Annotated in this window: 14 protein-coding genes; 1 reads left to right on the forward strand and 13 read right to left on the reverse strand. The window is 32.1% G+C overall.

Annotation, left to right across the window (positions count from 1 at the left end; all coding sequences use genetic code 11):
* The first annotated feature begins 53 nt into the window (after positions 1 to 53).
* Positions 54 to 1,154, forward strand: a complete 1,101-nt coding sequence (locus tag DXU93_RS04230) for a hypothetical protein (RefSeq protein WP_116880014.1) — start codon at positions 54 to 56, stop codon at positions 1,152 to 1,154.
* 40 nt (positions 1,155 to 1,194) lie between these two features.
* On the opposite strand, the gene DXU93_RS04235 is transcribed toward DXU93_RS04230, so the two are convergent.
* The 13 genes from DXU93_RS04235 to DXU93_RS04295 all read right to left on the reverse strand — a co-directional run bounded on the left by DXU93_RS04235 (position 1,195) and on the right by DXU93_RS04295 (position 19,299).
* On the reverse strand, positions 1,195 to 1,422 hold the full coding sequence (locus DXU93_RS04235; protein WP_205679229.1) for a hypothetical protein: 228 nt from the start codon (positions 1,420 to 1,422) through the stop codon (positions 1,195 to 1,197).
* An 88-nt stretch (positions 1,423 to 1,510) separates the two neighbouring features.
* On the reverse strand, positions 1,511 to 2,725 hold the full coding sequence (locus DXU93_RS04240) for a DUF1972 domain-containing protein (RefSeq protein WP_116880015.1): 1,215 nt from the start codon (positions 2,723 to 2,725) through the stop codon (positions 1,511 to 1,513).
* Between the two features lie 218 nt (positions 2,726 to 2,943).
* The gene (locus tag DXU93_RS04245; protein WP_116880016.1) at positions 2,944 to 4,020 is read right to left on the reverse strand and encodes a glycosyltransferase family 4 protein; all 1,077 of its coding nucleotides are present in this window, start codon (positions 4,018 to 4,020) and stop codon (positions 2,944 to 2,946) included.
* The gene (locus DXU93_RS04250) at positions 4,017 to 5,237 is read right to left on the reverse strand and encodes a glycosyltransferase family 4 protein (RefSeq protein ID WP_165851331.1); all 1,221 of its coding nucleotides are present in this window, start codon (positions 5,235 to 5,237) and stop codon (positions 4,017 to 4,019) included. The genes DXU93_RS04245 and DXU93_RS04250 overlap by 4 nt, the downstream gene beginning before the upstream one ends.
* The gene (locus DXU93_RS04255; protein WP_116880018.1) at positions 5,237 to 5,923 is read right to left on the reverse strand and encodes an acyltransferase; all 687 of its coding nucleotides are present in this window, start codon (positions 5,921 to 5,923) and stop codon (positions 5,237 to 5,239) included. The genes DXU93_RS04250 and DXU93_RS04255 overlap by 1 nt, the downstream gene beginning before the upstream one ends.
* 2 nt (positions 5,924 to 5,925) lie before the next feature.
* Positions 5,926 to 8,256 (reverse strand): hypothetical protein, encoded by a 2,331-nt coding sequence (locus DXU93_RS04260; RefSeq protein WP_116880019.1) that lies wholly within the window; start codon positions 8,254 to 8,256, stop codon positions 5,926 to 5,928.
* A gap of 248 nt (positions 8,257 to 8,504) precedes the next feature.
* Positions 8,505 to 9,794, reverse strand: a complete 1,290-nt coding sequence (locus tag DXU93_RS04265; protein WP_240623420.1) for an O-antigen ligase family protein — start codon at positions 9,792 to 9,794, stop codon at positions 8,505 to 8,507.
* Positions 9,795 to 9,800: 6 nt separating this feature from the next.
* Entirely contained in the window at positions 9,801 to 10,898 is a 1,098-nt protein-coding gene (locus tag DXU93_RS04270; protein WP_116880021.1) for a glycosyltransferase, read from the reverse strand.
* Complete coding sequence (locus DXU93_RS04275; protein WP_116880022.1) at positions 10,874 to 12,145, reverse strand: lipopolysaccharide biosynthesis protein; 1,272 nt, start codon at positions 12,143 to 12,145, stop codon at positions 10,874 to 10,876. Before DXU93_RS04275 ends, DXU93_RS04270 begins: the two co-directional genes overlap by 25 nt.
* Positions 12,103 to 14,292 carry a GumC family protein gene (locus tag DXU93_RS04280; RefSeq protein WP_116880023.1) on the reverse strand — a complete coding sequence of 730 codons (2,190 nt, stop codon included), beginning with the start codon at positions 14,290 to 14,292 and terminating at the stop codon, positions 12,103 to 12,105. The genes DXU93_RS04275 and DXU93_RS04280 overlap by 43 nt, the downstream gene beginning before the upstream one ends.
* A 10-nt stretch (positions 14,293 to 14,302) precedes the next feature.
* The gene (locus tag DXU93_RS04285) at positions 14,303 to 15,046 is read right to left on the reverse strand and encodes a polysaccharide biosynthesis/export family protein (RefSeq protein WP_116880024.1); all 744 of its coding nucleotides are present in this window, start codon (positions 15,044 to 15,046) and stop codon (positions 14,303 to 14,305) included.
* Positions 15,047 to 15,052: 6 nt separating this feature from the next.
* Positions 15,053 to 15,481 carry a response regulator gene (locus DXU93_RS04290; RefSeq protein WP_240623421.1) on the reverse strand — a complete coding sequence of 143 codons (429 nt, stop codon included), beginning with the start codon at positions 15,479 to 15,481 and terminating at the stop codon, positions 15,053 to 15,055.
* A gap of 197 nt (positions 15,482 to 15,678) precedes the next feature.
* Positions 15,679 to 19,299 (reverse strand): PAS domain S-box protein, encoded by a 3,621-nt coding sequence (locus DXU93_RS04295; RefSeq protein WP_116880026.1) that lies wholly within the window; start codon positions 19,297 to 19,299, stop codon positions 15,679 to 15,681.
* Between the last annotated feature and the right edge of the window lie 27 nt (positions 19,300 to 19,326).

Here is a 19,326-nt window from a genome sequence, read left to right on the forward strand (position 1 = left end):
CATTCCATACGATTTTATAAATCATTTGATGCTTTAAATTCAACACATAAATAATGAAACAAACACTATTATTACTTTCAGCGCTTTTATTACTTCAATCTTGTAACAAAGAGGAGTTGGTAAAAATAGATTCAAGTAAAAATTCTCCTAAAATTGATGGACCGGAGGGTAACATTACTGGTTCCAACTGGGTAAGTATTAAAGAGAATTATTTTAAAGATAAATTAATTGAAGGGATTGGAACAGTAGGAGACAACATGATTCTAACTTTTTTTGATTATATAAATCAAGATTCATACTTTTTATCTGGACACCTCTCAAATGATACTAATTTAGTGAAGCATGGATTTCATAATTGGCCGAGTGGTGTAGGATTAGAAGATGTTAAAGTCATAGATAATCAGGTATACTCTATAGGATTTTGGGATGGAATAGGAGCTTGGAAGTTTGATATGGAGGTATTTGATGAGCCAGCATACAGTAGTTGGGAATCTGTTACCGGATCTTATCTCCTTCAACCGACGGCTTTTACGGTTTATGACTCAGAAAATATTATGGGCCTTGCATCCACACCATATGTTCGGTCTTCATCAGGGAGCATCAACTTTCCAGACTTTGATCATTCCGATAATGTAGAAATCAATGCACTTCTTGAGTATAATGGAGAATTGTATTGTGCCGGTGAGTTTACTTCCTCTAATGGAACTATTTTAAATAATATTGCCAAGTGGAGCGGAAATGAATGGGTTGCCTTAGGAAATGGTGTGAATGGGAAAGTTCGTGATTTAGTCGTTCTCGATGGGAAACTTGTTGTTGGCGGTGATTTTAACTCAGCAGGTGGTAATTCAAACTGCGCTTATGTTGCAATTTGGAACGGTTCTGATTGGGAATCAATGGGAACTGGTCTTATTGGTGGGTCGAGTGGAGTACATAGACTTTTCGTTTATGGAAAACAATTGTTTGTAGGTGGAGATTTTTCAGGAACTCAATCAGTCAATTCCAAGAATATTATTAAATGGCAAGATGGAAACTGGATTGGTTTACCTAATACAATTTCTGAAAAAATAGGTGAAATAGGTGTTTATAATGGTAAGCTACATATCGCAAATCTATTTTATAACATGAATGGGAACTTCTTATTGAGACTTGAATAATCGTTACAACTGTTCATAATCAGTATTTACCCTGTTTGGTCTAGCTACATGTACCTTTGCTGTATTCCGTAATTCCATCACATGCAGCTTCACAAGCATTTCCATAAGTCTGGTCGTTACATCCGCAAACTGGATCGTAAACAGCAGGACAAATACAGTCTTCTTTTATTTCACCCTGACAACTAGATTTATCACAATTAGAGAAAAGAAAAATAAACATGAACATGGAGACAATCTTGACTAAAATTTGACTGTTATTTTTTTTCATAATTAGATATGTTTCTTTCTTTCAAACTTAATCATTACAAACCAATCTTACAAAGAAGTCAGGAGTTTGAAATATTTAATGCTTTGGTTTAGAAATTCTTATTCGTTTTCAAATGTGCATGTCCCATTTTCAACAATTTTTTATATGGAACATTTTTAGTTTTTGCGTTTACATCCATTTTTGAAGAAGTAGTTAAAGCTTCTTGAATCAATTGATCATATTTAAAAGCAATATGACTCCAAGTATATCTTCTATGTGCAATTTCAGACATTTCTTCACCAACTTTTTTCAATTTTACAGTGTAGGTTTCATTAAGTTCCTTCACTAAATCGTATTGATTCTCGAAGTATATAGCTTTATTTTCAGTGGTTACTCTGTTATAAGACACGCCATACGCCAGAATAGGCAAACCTAAATACATTGCTTCAACTAAAGAAGGATTTGTTCCTCCTGCAGAATGTCCATGAACATAAAGTGCGGCATTTCCACGCATGATGTCTAATTTTTCTTGATCATATATAGGATCTAAAATATGGATGTTTTCATGTGTTTGATATTGGTCTTTTAAGGTTTTTCCATATTCACTTTTATCCCAATTTCCCACTATAACTAAAGGCATTTTATTTGTTTGTTCAAAGGCTTTTAAAATTACATGAACGTTGTTTTCTGGCTCGATTCTACAAACTTTGAATGCATAGTCATTTTGTAAAAAAGGGTAGTCCTCGGTTGCTTTTTCGGTAACTGGAACCTTTAAAGTATGATCTGCACCGTATTCGATAATTCTACTGAGTGATCCATAGCGTTCAGCAGTGTAATCTTGAATTGCTTCATTGTCTGAAATGTCAATATGCGAATATTTTACTGCCAAACCTTCTGCCCAATACAAATATTTCTTGGCTATAAAATTCCATTTATCTCTTTTCCATTCAATTCCGTCAATGGAGATAATAATTTTCTTCTTCGTAAAAAATCTCACAAAGGGAAGAATCCAAGCTCCGGCTACCCCAAGTACAAGAAGTACATCTGAAAAAAACAAGGAATAAAGAATTGAAAGGGTGTCATAAGGAATACTTTGAATACCATTCGCTTCTAAAGGTAGATATTTTAATTTGGCATTTTTATATGTTGATTTTCGTTCTTCTTTTGGATATCTCTTTCCTGAACAAAAAACAGTAATATCATATTGTTGACCTAAATCTTCAATTAAGTGCTCTGCTAGTGTTTCAAATCCTCCATAATTCGCAGGAACCCCAACTGTTCCAATGATGGCTATTCTTTTCTTTTTGTTTTTTTTCTTTTTCATGACTTAATTGTTTGAATAAGCAATATCCAAAGCGGTGCCAATAATATAAATCCAGTAAAATCAATAGGTTAAGATATTTATATGTATCAATTATTTCCATAAAATGGAATCATAGCGTGTTTTTGGAACTGATTATGAATCTAATAATGATACTTTTGCTATGATTCAGGAAAGGTTAAAGCGTCATCAGATTTACTTTAATTAGACTTTACGTGATTTTAAATCAATTGATTTATAGAATTAAGCATTTTTTGTTCTCTAAAAAGTTCTAAACGTTTTGTTGCAGCCTGAGAGAATTCTTTGTAAACAAATTTGTTTTCCATTAACATTTTAATTTTTGCATTGAGTTCCTGACGATTTCTAGAATCAACAGTATAACCAGATTGTCTATCTTGAATTACTTCTAAAATTCCGCCAACTGGAGGAACAATAGCAGGTAACCCATACGCCATTCCTTCAATTATAGTTAATCCAAAGGTTTCAATCCAACCATCAGGTCTAGAAAGGTTTACAATTAAGTCAGCCCATTGATAAAATGGATGTAGATTTTTTTGTGTTGAATAAAGTGAAATGTTTTGTGGAATAATATGTCCTTCAAAAAATGCATCAATCTCAGTTTGACGAGCATTAAGAACAAGTCTAAATTTAAATTGTGGATAATCTTTAGCTAAATTGATAAATTCAAATACTCCTTTATAGGCTTTCAATGAACACACCATTAAGATGTTTTCTGGTTTTTCATTGATTAATCTTTCTTTTCGTTTTGCTAAAAAAGAATCGTCTATTGCATTGTAAATTAAATGATTATTCGTGTTTTTAATGTTGTGTGCAGAGGCTACATATTGAGATACATTAATAATTTCAGTAGCCGTTAAAGCAACGATTTTAAATAAAAACCATTTGAGAATAGCCGGGTTTACAGTGCTTTCATGTACATGGTAAATAACTTTTGCTCCTTTTATTTTTCCCGCTAGTGCTGCCCCAAAAGGCAATACTGTATTGACATAAACGATGTCTGTTTTCTTAATAACGAATAAAAGTCTAAAAAACAGAATGAATTGACTCAAACTATAATAAACCAAACGAATCCACGGATTTGCATTGAATTGATACCATGCTGTTTTCTTTTGAATTCCAGGAATATTAGAAAGAAAACCATTCTCATGAGCACTAGTATAGAGAATTACCTCACATTTTTCTTTCGCCCATGATTTTAGGATTTGACTTAGTACTTTCGGACTTCCACTACGATCATTTAACAGATGGAAGGCTAGGATACGATTTTTAGAACTCATAATTCTGAATAAATATTTTTTAATTGTTCACCTCTTCTGTCCCAATGGAACATTAATTCAAATCTTTGTCGGGCTGCAATGCTCATTTCAATCCTTTTTTCAGGATGTTGATGTAGCATTTGAATTGCATTGGTAAGTTCTACAATTGTTTTATTGTACTCTTGTTGTTTAACAGCAAATCCACATTCACTATTGATGAATTGACCAGGACCTTCATTATCTAAACAAATTACGGGCAGTCCAAAAGATAAGGCTTCTGCTACAACCATTCCTGCACCTTCATGTGAAGGGAAAAGAAAAGCAGATGAAGTTTTGAATTTCTTCATGAGTTCATCTCTTTCAATCCAATTGATGAAGTTAATTTGATTTTCAACCTTTAGTTTTACGGCAAGATCTTTAAGTAACTGCTCCTCTGGACCACTTCCAACAATGAGTAATTGACATTTTTCTTGTTCGAATTTGTTGAGCTGATGATAGAAGTTTGCAAATGCCTGAATGGTTAAATCAAAGCCTTTCAAAGGTACTAATCTTCCTGCTGAGATTAATGTAAATTTATCGTCTAAATCTTCAGCGTCATTCCAGCCAAAGTCTTGTGTTGCAACAGATGGAGTGACCGAATATTTGGTTTTTGGAGAAAGTACATCAGGAACAGAATGGTTCATACATAAAATATGATCTGCATATTTTACCGTTGATTTTAGAGAGAATGACAATTTCCAAAAGTATTTTTTAATCAACCAAGTTAATCGGTCAATCAATAAATATTTTTTTGCGTAAGGTGCCAAATACTGTTTGGGAATCATAGGATGATGTCCTACTGGTCCCCAAACCATTGGTTTTTTGAGTTTATATAAAAATGAGGGAGTCCAATCGTTATGAAAGTTAAGATTGTGAGCTATATCGAAATTGATGTTTTGCTTTTTAATAAACTGAACAATTCCTCTTTGCCACATAACATAATATAACATTGCACCTCTACCACCTTTCTTCCAAAAACGCATCCAATAAGGTAAATCAAAATAACGAAATTGAATGTTCTCATACAGTTCGTTCGGATTTTCAGACATATATTTTTCAATATGTTCTTTATTGTTTTCTCTAGTGATTGCAATTACTTTATTAAATCGAGCGATTTGCATCACAAAATTCCATCCCATACCATCTTCAGAACCTTTATATGGGTTAATTGCATAAGCTGTAGCTAAAATATTTTTCATCATCTTGTTTTTAAAATTTTTGCAGGAACTCCTCCAATAATTGAGTTTTTTGGGAATGACTTATTGACAACTGCTCCGGCAGCAATTACACATCCATCACCGATTTCAACACCATCTAAAATGGTAACTTTACTACCAATCCAGCAATTCTTTCCAATTTTAATTCCCTTACGCGTTACGCCTTGATGTCTTATTGAAATATCTGGATCTGCTACAATATGATTTTCTGGATGACAACTAAAATATTGACCAACGATGCATTCGTCTCCGATTTCTAATCCACCAGCACCTCCAAGATAAGTAAATTCACCAAGCCCAACGTTATTTCCAATTTTAATGTGTTCTCCCAAATGATTAAAAGAAGTTGAGATAATAATTCGACTGAAGGCTCCAATACTTACATTGTTACCTATTGTGATTCCGTTTTTACCTAATGCACTTAAATGGACATTATTTCCAATTTTCATGAATTTACCAAATGAAATTTTTCTGGAATTAAAGAAATGTACATTTTTTCCAAGTGATGCCATTTTTGGATTTTGAAAGCGGAATACTAATTTACATCCTCTTAAAATACCCCAAATTTGTGCCCAAAAGAATGAAACTAATGTAAAATTGTCTAAAGCTGGATCAAATGAGAAATTAGGATTTCTTTTTTGAATAATGGATTGTAGTAATTGTTTCATTATTATAAAATTTGCGGATTAGTTTTAGAGGCTATGAATGACATTGTTTCTTGTAAATGTAAATTTTCAATTAAGAAATATTTGCCTTTTGACTTTTTATCTAATTCTGTAAATAAGTTGAAATAGTCTTTTGTTAGAGAATTAATCGCTTTTTCATCTAATTCCTTTTTACGCTTTAGTATTGTTGCGGCATCTGCATATAAAAAGAAGTTCAGGTTTGGTTTTAAAAGTAATTTATATCCTGCTTTTGTTAACCATTTTGGTAAAAGTATATTACTTCTTAAACTGTCATTGATGAAATCAAAATAATAACGATCATATAATACAATCTCACCACGCATTACATGTTTTACATATACATAAAACTGACCGAAGAAATAATCTGTGTAGTAGTATGAAAACCTAATCAAAGAACTTAAGAAGCTGCTATTTTTTCCTTGACGAGGTAGAGTAGTTGCTGCAATTTTTTCTGCTTTTTCTTTCCCGTGCGTATAAGCGCTTAAAATTGGTAGAAGTGAAGGTCTATGACGAATAACCACTACTTTCTTACGTAATTTCTTTTCAAGTTCTTTCTTTGTATTTTCTATGATTGTTGATTTTCCTGCTCCATCAACTCCACTAAATGTTATGATTAGTCCTTTTTGAAAAACAAATTGACCTAAGGTATCAGTAAAGTAATTTACTTTATTGATCAATCTTGAAATTCCTTTGTTTTGAGGTAAGTTTTTGATTTTCTGTTTCAATTCTTGTGTTTCCGTTACGATTTCTTGGTTTGAATCAAAATCTGACTGATATTTTTCTGGAATAGAACTGTTGTTTAATCCATAAAAACAATTTAAATAATTCAGGTGGTCTTTTAAGAATAGCTTTTTCACTCCATAAACATTTGTTTGAGCTGCAGTAATTGCTTGTTGTACACTCATAAATTCTAACGCTTTTACTTTTAGTTTCCATATAAGATCCAAGGCTAAAATTTGATCGTTCTGCAACACAATTAGTAAACGTGTCATATTGGATTGAGCTTTTTGATTTACTTTTTTAACAAGTGCATGACCTTCTATATATTGAATCAACCTTTGAGATGTTGCTTTGTAAACCAATAAATCGATATCTGAATTTTCACTTAAAGTTTTCGGTTGGATATCAGGAAATTTTACTGCAGCATATTCTTCATTTTGTAAAAAATCGAAAACATCTCCAATGACTAAACCTCTTGAGTTCGTTTCATTTTGTATTAAATCACTTAAGGCTTCATTCCACGTGTTTAATAACCAGTAAATTTGTTGGTGCCATTTTTCCTGACGACTATATAAATCTATATGATAAGCAATGTTTACGAGTAAGTATGCTTTCAAATGATCTTCAAATTTTTCATTACCATTTCCAAAAACCGACTTTAAATCTTGAAAAGCAGAAGCAAGAAGAGGTTTTAAATCACTCCAAGAACTTCGATCAACCATTATACCTTGTTGCATAACATAGTGAAAAGCATCAAAGCCAAAAGGCAAAGCTGAATGTGCTAATTCAAAATCATAAATTTTAACTTGGTTTTTTGAGGCATAACAATTCCATGGTGTGAAATCTCGATGATTCCAGTTAAACCTCAGTTCAATCTGAGCAAGGTCATTAACCAATAGTTCTAATTTATCAATAATGTTATTCATCTCTATTTTATTGGCCTCTAACTTATATTTATGAAGTTGATTGATACTTTCTTGAAAAATTTCAGATTGTCCAAATGTTTTTATAGTTGTAGGATGTTGCTTATATAATTCATGCAGTCCTTGCGCATGCGTTTTTGAGAATGTATTGCTTCTCTTTCCATTCTTACCAATGTCTGAAAATGAAATAATTCCGTCTGAAATTTTCTTGCATTTCGGAACTTCAACGGCTGAATTTGTTGTAATGTTCTTGAGGTTAAAAAGTTCGTTTTCTAAGGCTTGAATACTTAAAATAGTTAAACCAACTTTAATGAACTGATCTTGAGCAAATAGAACGAGTTTACGATTAGGACCGGTCGTTCCAGTAAATAAAGCAAAATCTCCTTTTGTAAATTCCGACAAACAATGTGCCTCATCTCTATAAGCTTTTATTGAATGCTTACCAAAAATAAGATGTTGAAGCCTTGTCAAGAATATCAATTTAATCATTAAACTGAAGATTTTGGACTTGAATGAAGATACATTATAGAACCTTAAAAAATCAGGGCGTTTATTTTTTGCATTCCAAATCCATCTTGGACTACCATCAGGGTTGTTGATAAAATACAAAACCATAGACTGCTTTGATGTTTTTCCAATGTGAAGACCAATTTTCGCTAAATCCTTATTCATGATTATTAATTTTATATTGCTATGCCAATAAATGTGCTAAAATTGTAAACCCTTGATAAATAAAGGATCAACGAATCTTGTTTATTGAAAATATTCCATATAATGGAAAAATATATGTTTTTGGAAAAGGGGAAGGTCGAATTTGTTAGTATATATAAATGTTTGAAGTCTCCCCATTTTATCAAAAGTTAATAGGATAGGAGGGAAACATGCTAAAAAAATGATGAGAATTAAATCAGTTTTTACTTTTAACGTGCTGCTAACCTACCTGTTTTAATGAGATGTATTTTTTGACTAGGTCTTAAAAATTCCCCTGGTTTAAAGGAAATATATAGAATGATTAATTGATAAAATAAAATACCATAATTAGATTCTCCAAAAATACCGAACTCGGTAAATGAATTGATAATCAAAGGAATTAATAGACAGAATAGCATTAGTTTTTTTTCAGAATCTTCTTTAAGAATTCCCCTAGTCGTAAAAATCAGTTGAAAGAGCACAATTGTAATACCGATAAATCCTAAATTCATCAATACTTGCATAAAAGTATTGTGTGTCATTTTTCCAGGATAGGTGTGAGCACTTTGGAAATATTCCTTATAATCAATGCGCATAAATCCAAATCCCAAAAGCGGTTCTCTAGGTAATCCTTCATTGATTAAAGCTTCCCAAAAGGGGAGTCGACCTGTTAAACTTAATACTTCTTCCATACGTTCTGGATCACCATCCTTAAGTACAACTTTATAAATTGCAATTGGAGCAACTAATATCATTATAGCAATTGCCACTACTGCAAACTTTTTTTGCTCTGATTGTAAGACATGAAATCCGATAATCAATAAAGCGCCAATCAAAGAAGAACGTGAACCTGTCGCATAAAGTCCATAAAATAAGATGAGTAATTTTAAGATTGTCCACCATTTATTATGGTTTCTGCGAATGTCGAACATTAAACCTGCAATACCAACACCAGCCAACATTCCAAGTTCATTCGGATTCATTAAATATCCACCTAAACGTGCTTCTTCACCACCGTGTGTTAACCTGAAAAACACATCAGGACTAACCCACATTCCGATGACAAATACCAAAATCAAAATAAAAGAAGCATTTCCCAACAGGTTGTACAATCGAATTTTATGTTTTGGAAAATAGACATCAAGTAAATAAAGACTTTTAATGAAGAAGTAACAAAAAACCAATGTTTGAGAAGTCATAAACCATTGTAATGCACTATATCCAACGTTTGTACTCCACATAAAAGAGGCAAACCCGAGTAAAAGATAAATTCCATAAAAAGCAGAAGAGAGGATATTGTGGGTTTTAAGATTATCTGCCGCCCCATATTTTAAAATACTTTTGTAGACATACCAAGAACCAGCGAGCATTCCCATTCTTCCAATTACCTTGATAATTCGTGTGATGATGATATTTTCACTCCACGTAAAAAAACACGCTGTCATCAAAAGAACGAGCAATAATAGTTGCCAATTCGTCTTTTTAATAAATGCACTATGGTCTTTATCTAGAAATTTCAAAATTGCTTATTTGTAGAGTTCATCATATTTTTCAACCAGAATTGACCATTTAAAATCCTCTTCCAACATTTGTTTAGCTCCATGCTTAAATTGTTGGGCTTTCTCATTTTCATATGCAATACAAATGTTCTTCATGGCCGTCACTAGTTCAGAAACATTATCATTTTCAATTGCTATGCCAGCTTCAAATTTTTCAACATATTCAGCAAGGTTTGTCGCATGAGAAACGATCATTGGCACCCCTTGTGAAGCAGCCTCAAGAACAGAAGATGGGAGTCCTTCATTACGTGAAGGATGAGCAAAAACGTTCATTTTACTCACTAAATCATCTTTTTCTTGTCCAAATTTTTTACCCCATAAAATAACATTTTGAATCCGTTTTTCTTTGATGTAATTTTCTAAAAATGTTTTGCCATCACCTTCACCAATTATCCATAATTTGGAATTTGTATTGTATTTTTGGAATTTTTCAAAGGCTTTAATCAATAAATCTAAGCCTTTGGTGTAAACATCAAGTCTACCAACAAAACCAATTATGAATTCTTTTGATTTTTGTTCATTCGTTGTAGTTGAATTGGAGATAAACCCATACGGAAGTAAGAATGATGAAGCTTTTTTTGAGATGCTTCTAAGTCCGGTAACTTCACTTTTGCCAATTGAATGAATTTTATAGGCTTTATCAATCAATGGTTTTTCAAACAAAAATTTGTATACTTTCTTCTGAAAACCACTGCGTTTCATCGCTTCTATATTATATGCCCCATGTGGAGTTAGCACATATTTAATTTTGTTTTTAGCTAGAAAACGACCAATCGTGCTGAATACTGGAACCCAACCTCCATGTAAATGAAAAACAGCATTTTTATTTTCTTGAATAGCATGCTTTAAAGCAGGTGGAATTGAAAATGGAAAACGTTCATTTTGAAAAAGAACAGTTTTAAAATTTCGCTCAGGATAATCATGTTTTGTATTTGAGGAAATCCCCCAAACCTGAATGTTTTTTCCCGCTTTGACCTGCTCTGTAGCCATGTTATAAACCACTTTATTCACGCCATTTAAACGATTTGGATTCACTTTTCCTAAAACGATATGAATGATTTCCATAAGTGTATTTTTTTCTTTTGTAATATGATTGTCCAGTAGGTGATCAAAAGTATTTGAGAGATCGAAAGTCCTAGAATTGCACCCATCAATCCATAAGATGATAATAGTGTATGTGCAAATATTAAGGAAAAACTCAAACTGATTAAATAACCATAGAAAAAGTGATTATTGAGTAACATCGCTCGAATGAATAAACGAATAGGTTGACTTAAAAAGATGATGAAATATAAAATAGTCATACCTTTCAACGTAAATGCATAGCTAGCGTATTCAGACCCTCCAGCAAGTACAATTAAGGGTTCTGCAAAAAGAAATACCACAACCAAGACAGGTATAAAAAGTAAGCCAGCTTTTCTACTTATTCCAACAACATAGTTTAAACCTTCTTCGGGATGGTCATTAAGCTTTTTAGCTGTGAGAGGTAAAATATAATTTTCAAAAGTTTGTAAAAGAATATTTAAAACTCCCATTAAAGACTGAGCTAATCTTAATGCGCCAAGTGCTGCTGTTCCAAGATATATGCCTGAAGCCACAACAAATAAATTACTTGCCCACCATTGAGAAATTACAGTAAAGAAATACCATTTTCCTTCACGCCAATGTTTTAATAATCCTTGAAATACAAAGCTTTGTGTAAGCATCGATGGACGTATAATATTAATCAATAGGATGAAAGAACTTAGGTAGGAAAAAGAGAGTACAGCAAATAAGCTATCAAGATTTTGAACTGATAATGAACTAAATAAATATATCGCGATTAGTGATAATAAGGCCGAAACACCATCGAATAGGAGAGTAGCCATTGGTTTATTGAGTACTAATAATAATCGTCTTCCGAAGTCATGAATTAGAAAACCAGTTCCGTAAGCGATAAGGAAAATAGGGAATAATGAAGGGAAAATTAAATGAATGCAAAATGACAATAAAGCCACGCAAGTAATAGCTAAAATTTGAAACCAAAATACAAAAGTGGTGTATTGTTGATGATTATTTTCTTTCGCAAATAGGACTTGAAAAGGTTGGATGATAAAAGCACCAATACCACTTACTAATAGATGTATTCCTAGAATAAACATAGCAAACTGACCAAAATTTTCCATGCTAAGTATCTGTGCCAATAAAATTGTCAAAATAAAGCTAGTTCCACTAAAAATAGCTTGATCAAGTAAAATGACAACTTTTGAGTTTTTAAGAAGCTTCATCATCACTTTTTCAATTTGAATTTTTTGAGTCTTCTGCTGATGCATTTTATAGCTTCTTGAATAAAGTTTGGATTGTAGCCAACACGATTCAATGCAAAAAACATGTTGGGAAGTTGATATTCTTGTTGTAAGATGTTTACTTCATTAATATGTTTTGCAGGTGTTAAACGTGTGTCTAAACAAATAATATTTAAGTCAGAAGCCGCCATTCCCGCTAAGGTATGTGAATCACCAAATACACTATTAATTAAAAATGTGAAATCGTATTGTTGTGCCTTTTCATTTAATAATTCTTGCCATTTCCTAGTGGTTAAGGATTTTATTTGATGTCTTGAGACTTTTATGATATCCGTTGAATCATTGAATGGTCGAACAATAATCTCGTGATTTTTATGAATAGATGAAGTTTCGTCAAATTCAATTAAAAGTGTCTTTCGGTTTTGAATTGACATTACATTATTCATTTCATTGGCGATAAATCGTATACCGTGATTTTGATTAAAACCTGTTAAACAAAGTATGCTCTTTTCTTTAATAAGTCCTTTTACTTCCCATTCACTTAGCGTTTTTATGAAGAATTGTTCCTTTTCTGTGTATGATTTTAGCTTAGGAATTGTCGTTAAAATTGGAATCATACTTTGTGATTCAAGGGTGGATACATTGTTTACTCTTCCTTTTAAAGCATGAACAATGAAAATAAGAATAATCGCTCCCATCATTCCTAATAGTGCAGAAACGACTTTAATAATTATTCGATTCGGTGAAACAGGTTGCTTACTTATAGAAGCAGGAGTGATAATACGGTGAAAGGCTATTTTAGCAGCTTTGGCAATTTCAGCTTCAATTTTTTTCTGATTAAGGAAATTGTAAGATTGTTGGAAAATCTCAAATTCACGATTTAATATCGTCATCATTCTTTCTTTCTCCGGAACATCAATAAATACTTTTTCCGCTTGTTCAATGTCAGCTTCTAATTTCTCATATTTAGTTTGTAAATTTTTACGTGTATTTGAAATACTTTCAATTAAATATGACGTTAAATCATTCAATTTTGCGTCGATCACCTTCACTTTTTCATCGTTTTCGGTATATTCTAGTAAAAGGTCTTTTCTTTCTGCCTGAAGTTGCTTAATATTTTTAATGATTTCTGTGGAAAGTAAATCTGTAAAGGCTTCAAAATTTGGAGCAAGGTCTAAAAAGTTGTCTTTTCCTGATTGCACATAATTTTCTAAATTACGGATAGCTTCTAAACTCATCTCTAGATTGGTAAGCTGAATTTTTAACTGTGATATTTTTCTTAATTCTGTTTCTGTTTCCTGCCTAATATTCGTGATGCTTTTTTGATCGCGATATTTCAAAATCATTTGCTCTGATTTATTCAGCTTTTTACTGATTTCAGCTATGCGCTCATTCAGAAATTCAACCGTAATATTTGCAGCACCGTATTTGTTTTCGATGTAATCATCAATATAGGCTTCCGCCAATGCATTTGGAAATAATGCCGCTTTTCCTGGGTGACTAGATTTATAACTAATACGAATAACCGGGACATCTTTATCCACAGCGATAATGTCAATTTGACTGTTGATTAGACTGATTTGTTTAGTTTCACTTAAAACAGAAAAAAGATAATTATCTGTGATTTTAAGGTCTTCTTTTTTGGCTATAAAAGCGTCGTTCAATTCAAATACGGTAAGGGCATTTTCGATTAAAATAGTATCTCCTAAACTCCCTTTAAAGATTTTTCCATCTTGACTTTTCACCGCAAATGATTTATCCTTAAAAACTTGAAGAGAAAAAGTTTTATCCTTTAAATTTTCTGGCCAATTGATTGGTGAAATTAATATTGGTTTATCATCAAATAATTCTGTTTTTCGTAGGTTCCCTTCACGGTACATTTGAACATCAAATGGAACTTTCTCAAGGGCTTTTGAAATCAGTGTATGTGATTTGAGCAATTCAATCTCAGCATTTATTTTTTGAGTTGTCGCAAATACATCTAAATCACTAAATAAATTACTATTGGGAACACCTTCATTCATATCTGCTAGCCTTAATTTAGCAGTGCTTTCATACATTGGAGTCACATAATTAAGGTATTTACTAGCAACTAAGAAGGCGATAATCATTGCTCCAATGATGATAGGCCAACCACGTAAATAAGGTCTAAGAAAATTCAAAGTATCAGACATAGAATTAGAATTAAAATGCTCCCATAAAAATGGCCGCTGCTGTAAGTGTTGTTGTAAATGGAATTATGGTAGAAATTCTTCTGTCAAATTCCTTATATTTTTTCGAAGGAACAATTACTACATCTCCTGGATATAAGTTGATATTTTTCATCAGGTGATTCTCTTTTTCTTCTAGGTTAATATTGGCTACATAAACATCTTCATTTACTTGACGTAAAACTTTAATGTATTTTAAGTTGGCGTAAGCATCGAAGCCTTTACATCTTGCTACCATATCTAATAAAGTATTACGTTCTTTATCTATATTGATGACTTGAGGATTGATGACTTCTCCCAAAACTGTTATTTCTCTGTTCAAAACTTTAATGTCAATCACTGGGTTTTTAATCCATTCTTCGTAACGTTCTTTTAGAGTATCTTTTAATGAAATAATTGTCATTTTTTCAACATTGAAAGTACCTATTTTAGGGATTTCAATATTTCCATTTGCATCAACCATGAGCCACTTTCCATATACTTCATTTGAGTTGTAAATACCATATGTTGAACCTACACTCAATTCATCCTGTCCCCAAAGACTGATTGTGATTTTATCATCCTTACGAATGTGATATTCATAATCATTGTTATTGTAAAATACACTGTCCAAATCTTCAATTGAATTACTCGCTTTTTTATCGATAAAAAGATTAGATGTTCTACAAGATGTCAACATCAATAAACTGGTCATTACGAAAAGGAATAGCTTCTTCATGATTTCCTATTTTTTAAAAAGTGACTTTATACCGAATGATTTTCTCTTCTTTAATACTTGTTTAACTTCAGTAATTTTTTGCATCACTTCAAGAACTTTATGTTCCAAATTTTCATCTTTTTGAAGGTAGTCAAATGCTCCGTATTTAAGGGCATCAATGGCTGTTTGCATTTCTTCTTGTGCCGAAACCATAACCACAAAAATATTAGGATTATGTCTTTTGATTTTCTTCAATGTTTCAAATCCTGTGTAAATATCCATTTGGTGATCGAGAAATACAATTTTTGGATTTTGGTGAATTTCTAATAAACACTCCATGCCATTTTCAAAGGTGATTACTTCTTCATCTCCATTTGAATTTAATATTTGTTGCATTGCTCCTAAGTGGAATAGATCATCATCTACTACGAAAATTTTATTGTTCAATGTATTCATAATTATAATTTTTAGTAATTACGAACAAACCAAAGCTGTGCCGTAAGCTAAACCTCTTGTTTTACAGGGTTTTGAGTTTTTGGCCTCAAAAGAATAATTCCAAAAATCAGTCTAATTCCAAAATATGGAAATAAAAAAGGGATAAAATTTTACATTTATCCCTGCTATTGATTCTCCTTATTGTTTTAATTGAAGAATTACTCTTCGAGTTCATTCACAATTCTTGATAAAGTAGCGGAAAGTTGATTCACCATGTCTTTTACCTCTTGTTGACTAATTTGTAAGTTTTCTATTTTCTCTAGTTTTCTCACTACGTCTTTCAATGAAGTAATTCCCATTTGATCTATACTTGGTTTTATTTTATGCGCTGTTTTTTCAATTGTTAATACATCATTTTCTTCAAGTGCTTTCTTCAGGATTTCAGTATTTTCTTTAGCAATTGAGATGAAAATAGTAATCATTTTCTTAACAAATTCTTGATTTCCTCGACTCATTTTTTCAATGGTACTCAAATCATATAATTGTGGAGTAGATTCCCTAAAAGTACTTGAATTTTTCTCAAGGTTTTTTCTATTGCTAAATTTATTAGTAAAGGCTAAGTTTAGCACATGTTCGATCTTAATAAAAAAATCTTTCTCATCATAAGGTTTAGTAATGAAGTCATTCATACCTTTACTTAGATATAATTCAATATCGTGTTTAAATGCATTCGCCGTTAATGCTATGATAGGAGTGTCAATTTTTAATTCCTCTCGAATATAAGTTGTAGCTTCAACACCATCCATTATCGGCATTTGAATATCCATCAAAACCAAATCAAAGTTTTCATTTTTAATTTTATCAATGGCGATTTGTCCGTTTTCAGCTTCTGTTGTTTCAAAACCAAGATAATCTAAACTTTGCATTGCAATAAAACGATTCATTTCATTGTCTTCAACCAACAATGCTTTCATTCCTTTAAAGGAATTAGCTTCAATTTGTTTACTTTTTGATACTAAAAGTTCTTGATTTCCAATAGGTAAGGAGAGGGTGAAACTACAAGTCGTACCTACATTTTTAGTACTTTGAACTTCCATTTTTCCACCCATTAATTTTATCAAGTCATTGGAAATAGCCATCCCTAATCCTGTACCTTCATATCGTCTTACTGCCGTATTCTGTTCTTGTGAGAATTTATCAAATATTCTTGTGACAAAATCCTCTGACATTCCAATTCCTGTATCTGTAATGTCGAATTTTAAACTTTGTGTGTTTTCATTTTCTTCAATTAAATCCACAGAAAGAACAATGCTTCCTTTGTCGGTAAACTTAATTGCATTCCCCAATAAGTTAATCAGGACTTGTCTTAAGCGTGTTTCATCTCCTTCTAAAACTGGTTTTATAGCTGAATTAATATTAATTTTAAAATCTAGGTTCTTTTCAATGGCTTGAGAATACATGATAGAGTGGACGTTGTATGCCAGTGCACTTGGACTAAATGGATTTTTCACAATTTCCATGTCTCCAGATTCTATCTTTGCTATATCGAGTACATTATTTAAAATAGTGAGAAGGTGTTTTGCCGAACTTTCAGATTGCTTGACATAAAAGATTTGCTCAATGGTTAAATTTTCTTTTGCCAATTGTCGAATCATTCCTATGATCACATTTAATGGAGTTCTGATTTCATGACTCATATTTGCTAAGAAAAGTTCTTTCGCTTTTGCAGCAGCTTCAGCAAAATTCTTGGCTTTGGCTAATTCTTGTTCGAGAACTTTTTGTTCTGTAATATCAAGATGAATCCCAATATTTCCAACCATTTGACCTTTATCATTGTAGTTTGGTGCCCCAGAAACAAACCACCAATGTGGATTTCCATTTTTAGCAGTAACCTCAACTTCATAGCTATCATATAAAGTAAGGCCTTTATTCTCTCTATTCGCTTTAAGAATCTTTTGTTGCTTTTCATTTAAGAATACAGCTTGTGCTCTTCTTCCCTTTAATTCATCAAGTGTGTAACCAGACATGTCACAAAAACTTTGATTTGCATAAATGATTACTCCATCTAAATCTACCTCTAACAAACCTAAGTTCATATTTGTGATAATATTCCTATATTTTTCTTCTTGAATTCTAAGCTTATTTTCCCATTTCTGTCGGTTGCGAATATTGATAAGCATTTCTCCGAATAATTGAAGTAATCGTTGTTCTTTGTCGCTGTAATTATGTAATTTTTTTACAGAATCGAAACCAACAAAACCAACGAGTTCTTGATCGTCAAACATCGGAATAGCTATTAGACTTTTAATTCCTTGAGAATCTAAAATTTCTTTCAAACCTCGGTCTTTTTCCTCTGTCAGATCCTTGACATTTGGTACATAAAAGGCTTCTCCTTGTTGGTGCGATTCAACCCATTGAGGAAAAAATTCAATAGGCATTTCTTGTAAATTTTCAATTTCAGGATCTACTCCATCGTTACACCATTCATAGGTGTTGGAGGTCGTTTTCTTAATAAAATCATAATCAAAAATATAGGCTCTATCTGCTGAAACAAAAAGTCCCATTTTCTTCAAGGAATTATTGATTGTATTTTCAACATCCTTTGGATCTAAATTAATGTAGGTTGAAGCTATATCAATTAAGGATTCTTGTAAGGCTAATTCTTGATCGAGCGTTTCCATTGTTAAACTTTGCTGTGTTCTATCAATTATAACACCATCTATTCGACAGGGATTATTGTTTTCATCCCTTATGATTTTCCCTTTGTTTCTTAAACACTTTTCTTCTCCGCTTGAGGTTGTAATTTTATAATTAACATTGAAACTTCCGGTTTTTTCAATTTGATCGTAAATGTAACTTACTAATTTTTCATCTTTAGGAAGAATCACTTTCTTCCAATATTCCTTTTTATCTAAATTGGACTTAAAATCATTTTCATAGAAAGATTTATAGGAAGGAGTGATGAATATTAGTTCATAGTCTGGTAGGTTAATAGACCATACCACGTCAGTCATTTCGTTAAAAATACTTTCTAACTTTTGGTTGGAAACATTAAGCGCTTTCTCTTGTTTAATGCTTTTACTTATGTCGCGGATATTCGCAATCACAAAACCTTTAGAATTAACCTCTGTATAATTCACTGTAGCTTCAACAGGGTATTTTTTACCGTTAATCTGATTAACATTTTCCCCTCTGATTATCACTTGGCCTTTGTTCTTTAATTCATTAACATGGTTTTGCCATTTTATTGGATCTTTTAAGGAGGCCTCAAAATCACTGACATAATAGTCCCTGACATTTCGAGGGTCAATTCCTAATCTATCACTCGCCACTTGATTGAGGTAATACATTCTACCATCTTCCTCTGCTATTTGAATGGCGTCTGAATATTGGTCAATCATTTGTTGCTGTAACTGAAGACGACTTTCTTCTTGAATGTGATAAATTTCCCTTCCCAGTTGATAAACAACCTTATTTAATTCAAAAAACATCTCTTTGTTAAGTTGCTTTTTCCTTACTAAAACCAACCATCCGTAATTGTCTAATGAGTAACCATAGCAATGTATATCATCAACGCATTTATATATTGGGTCATTTTTTTTAGGATCGATTGTATTCGAAAATGAATCTAAACTTGACATCCAATCTGTCCTTGATTTGAAATCTTTCGGTACAACAAAAGGCCATTCCTCATCTCTATAAATTGCAACACCGAAACAGTCGAGCTTGCTTAAATACAAATTTAAAACTGAGGGTAGACTATTCGCTAAATTCTTTTCAATTTTCTGATTAAGTGAGATCTCTAATAAAACCTGTATTTCTAATTTCTCTTTTTCCATTGTCCTGCAACTATTGTATATATCAAG

This window comes from Brumimicrobium aurantiacum (genome assembly GCF_003402975.1).
Classification (GTDB): Bacteria; Bacteroidota; Bacteroidia; order Flavobacteriales_D; family Crocinitomicaceae; genus Brumimicrobium; species Brumimicrobium aurantiacum.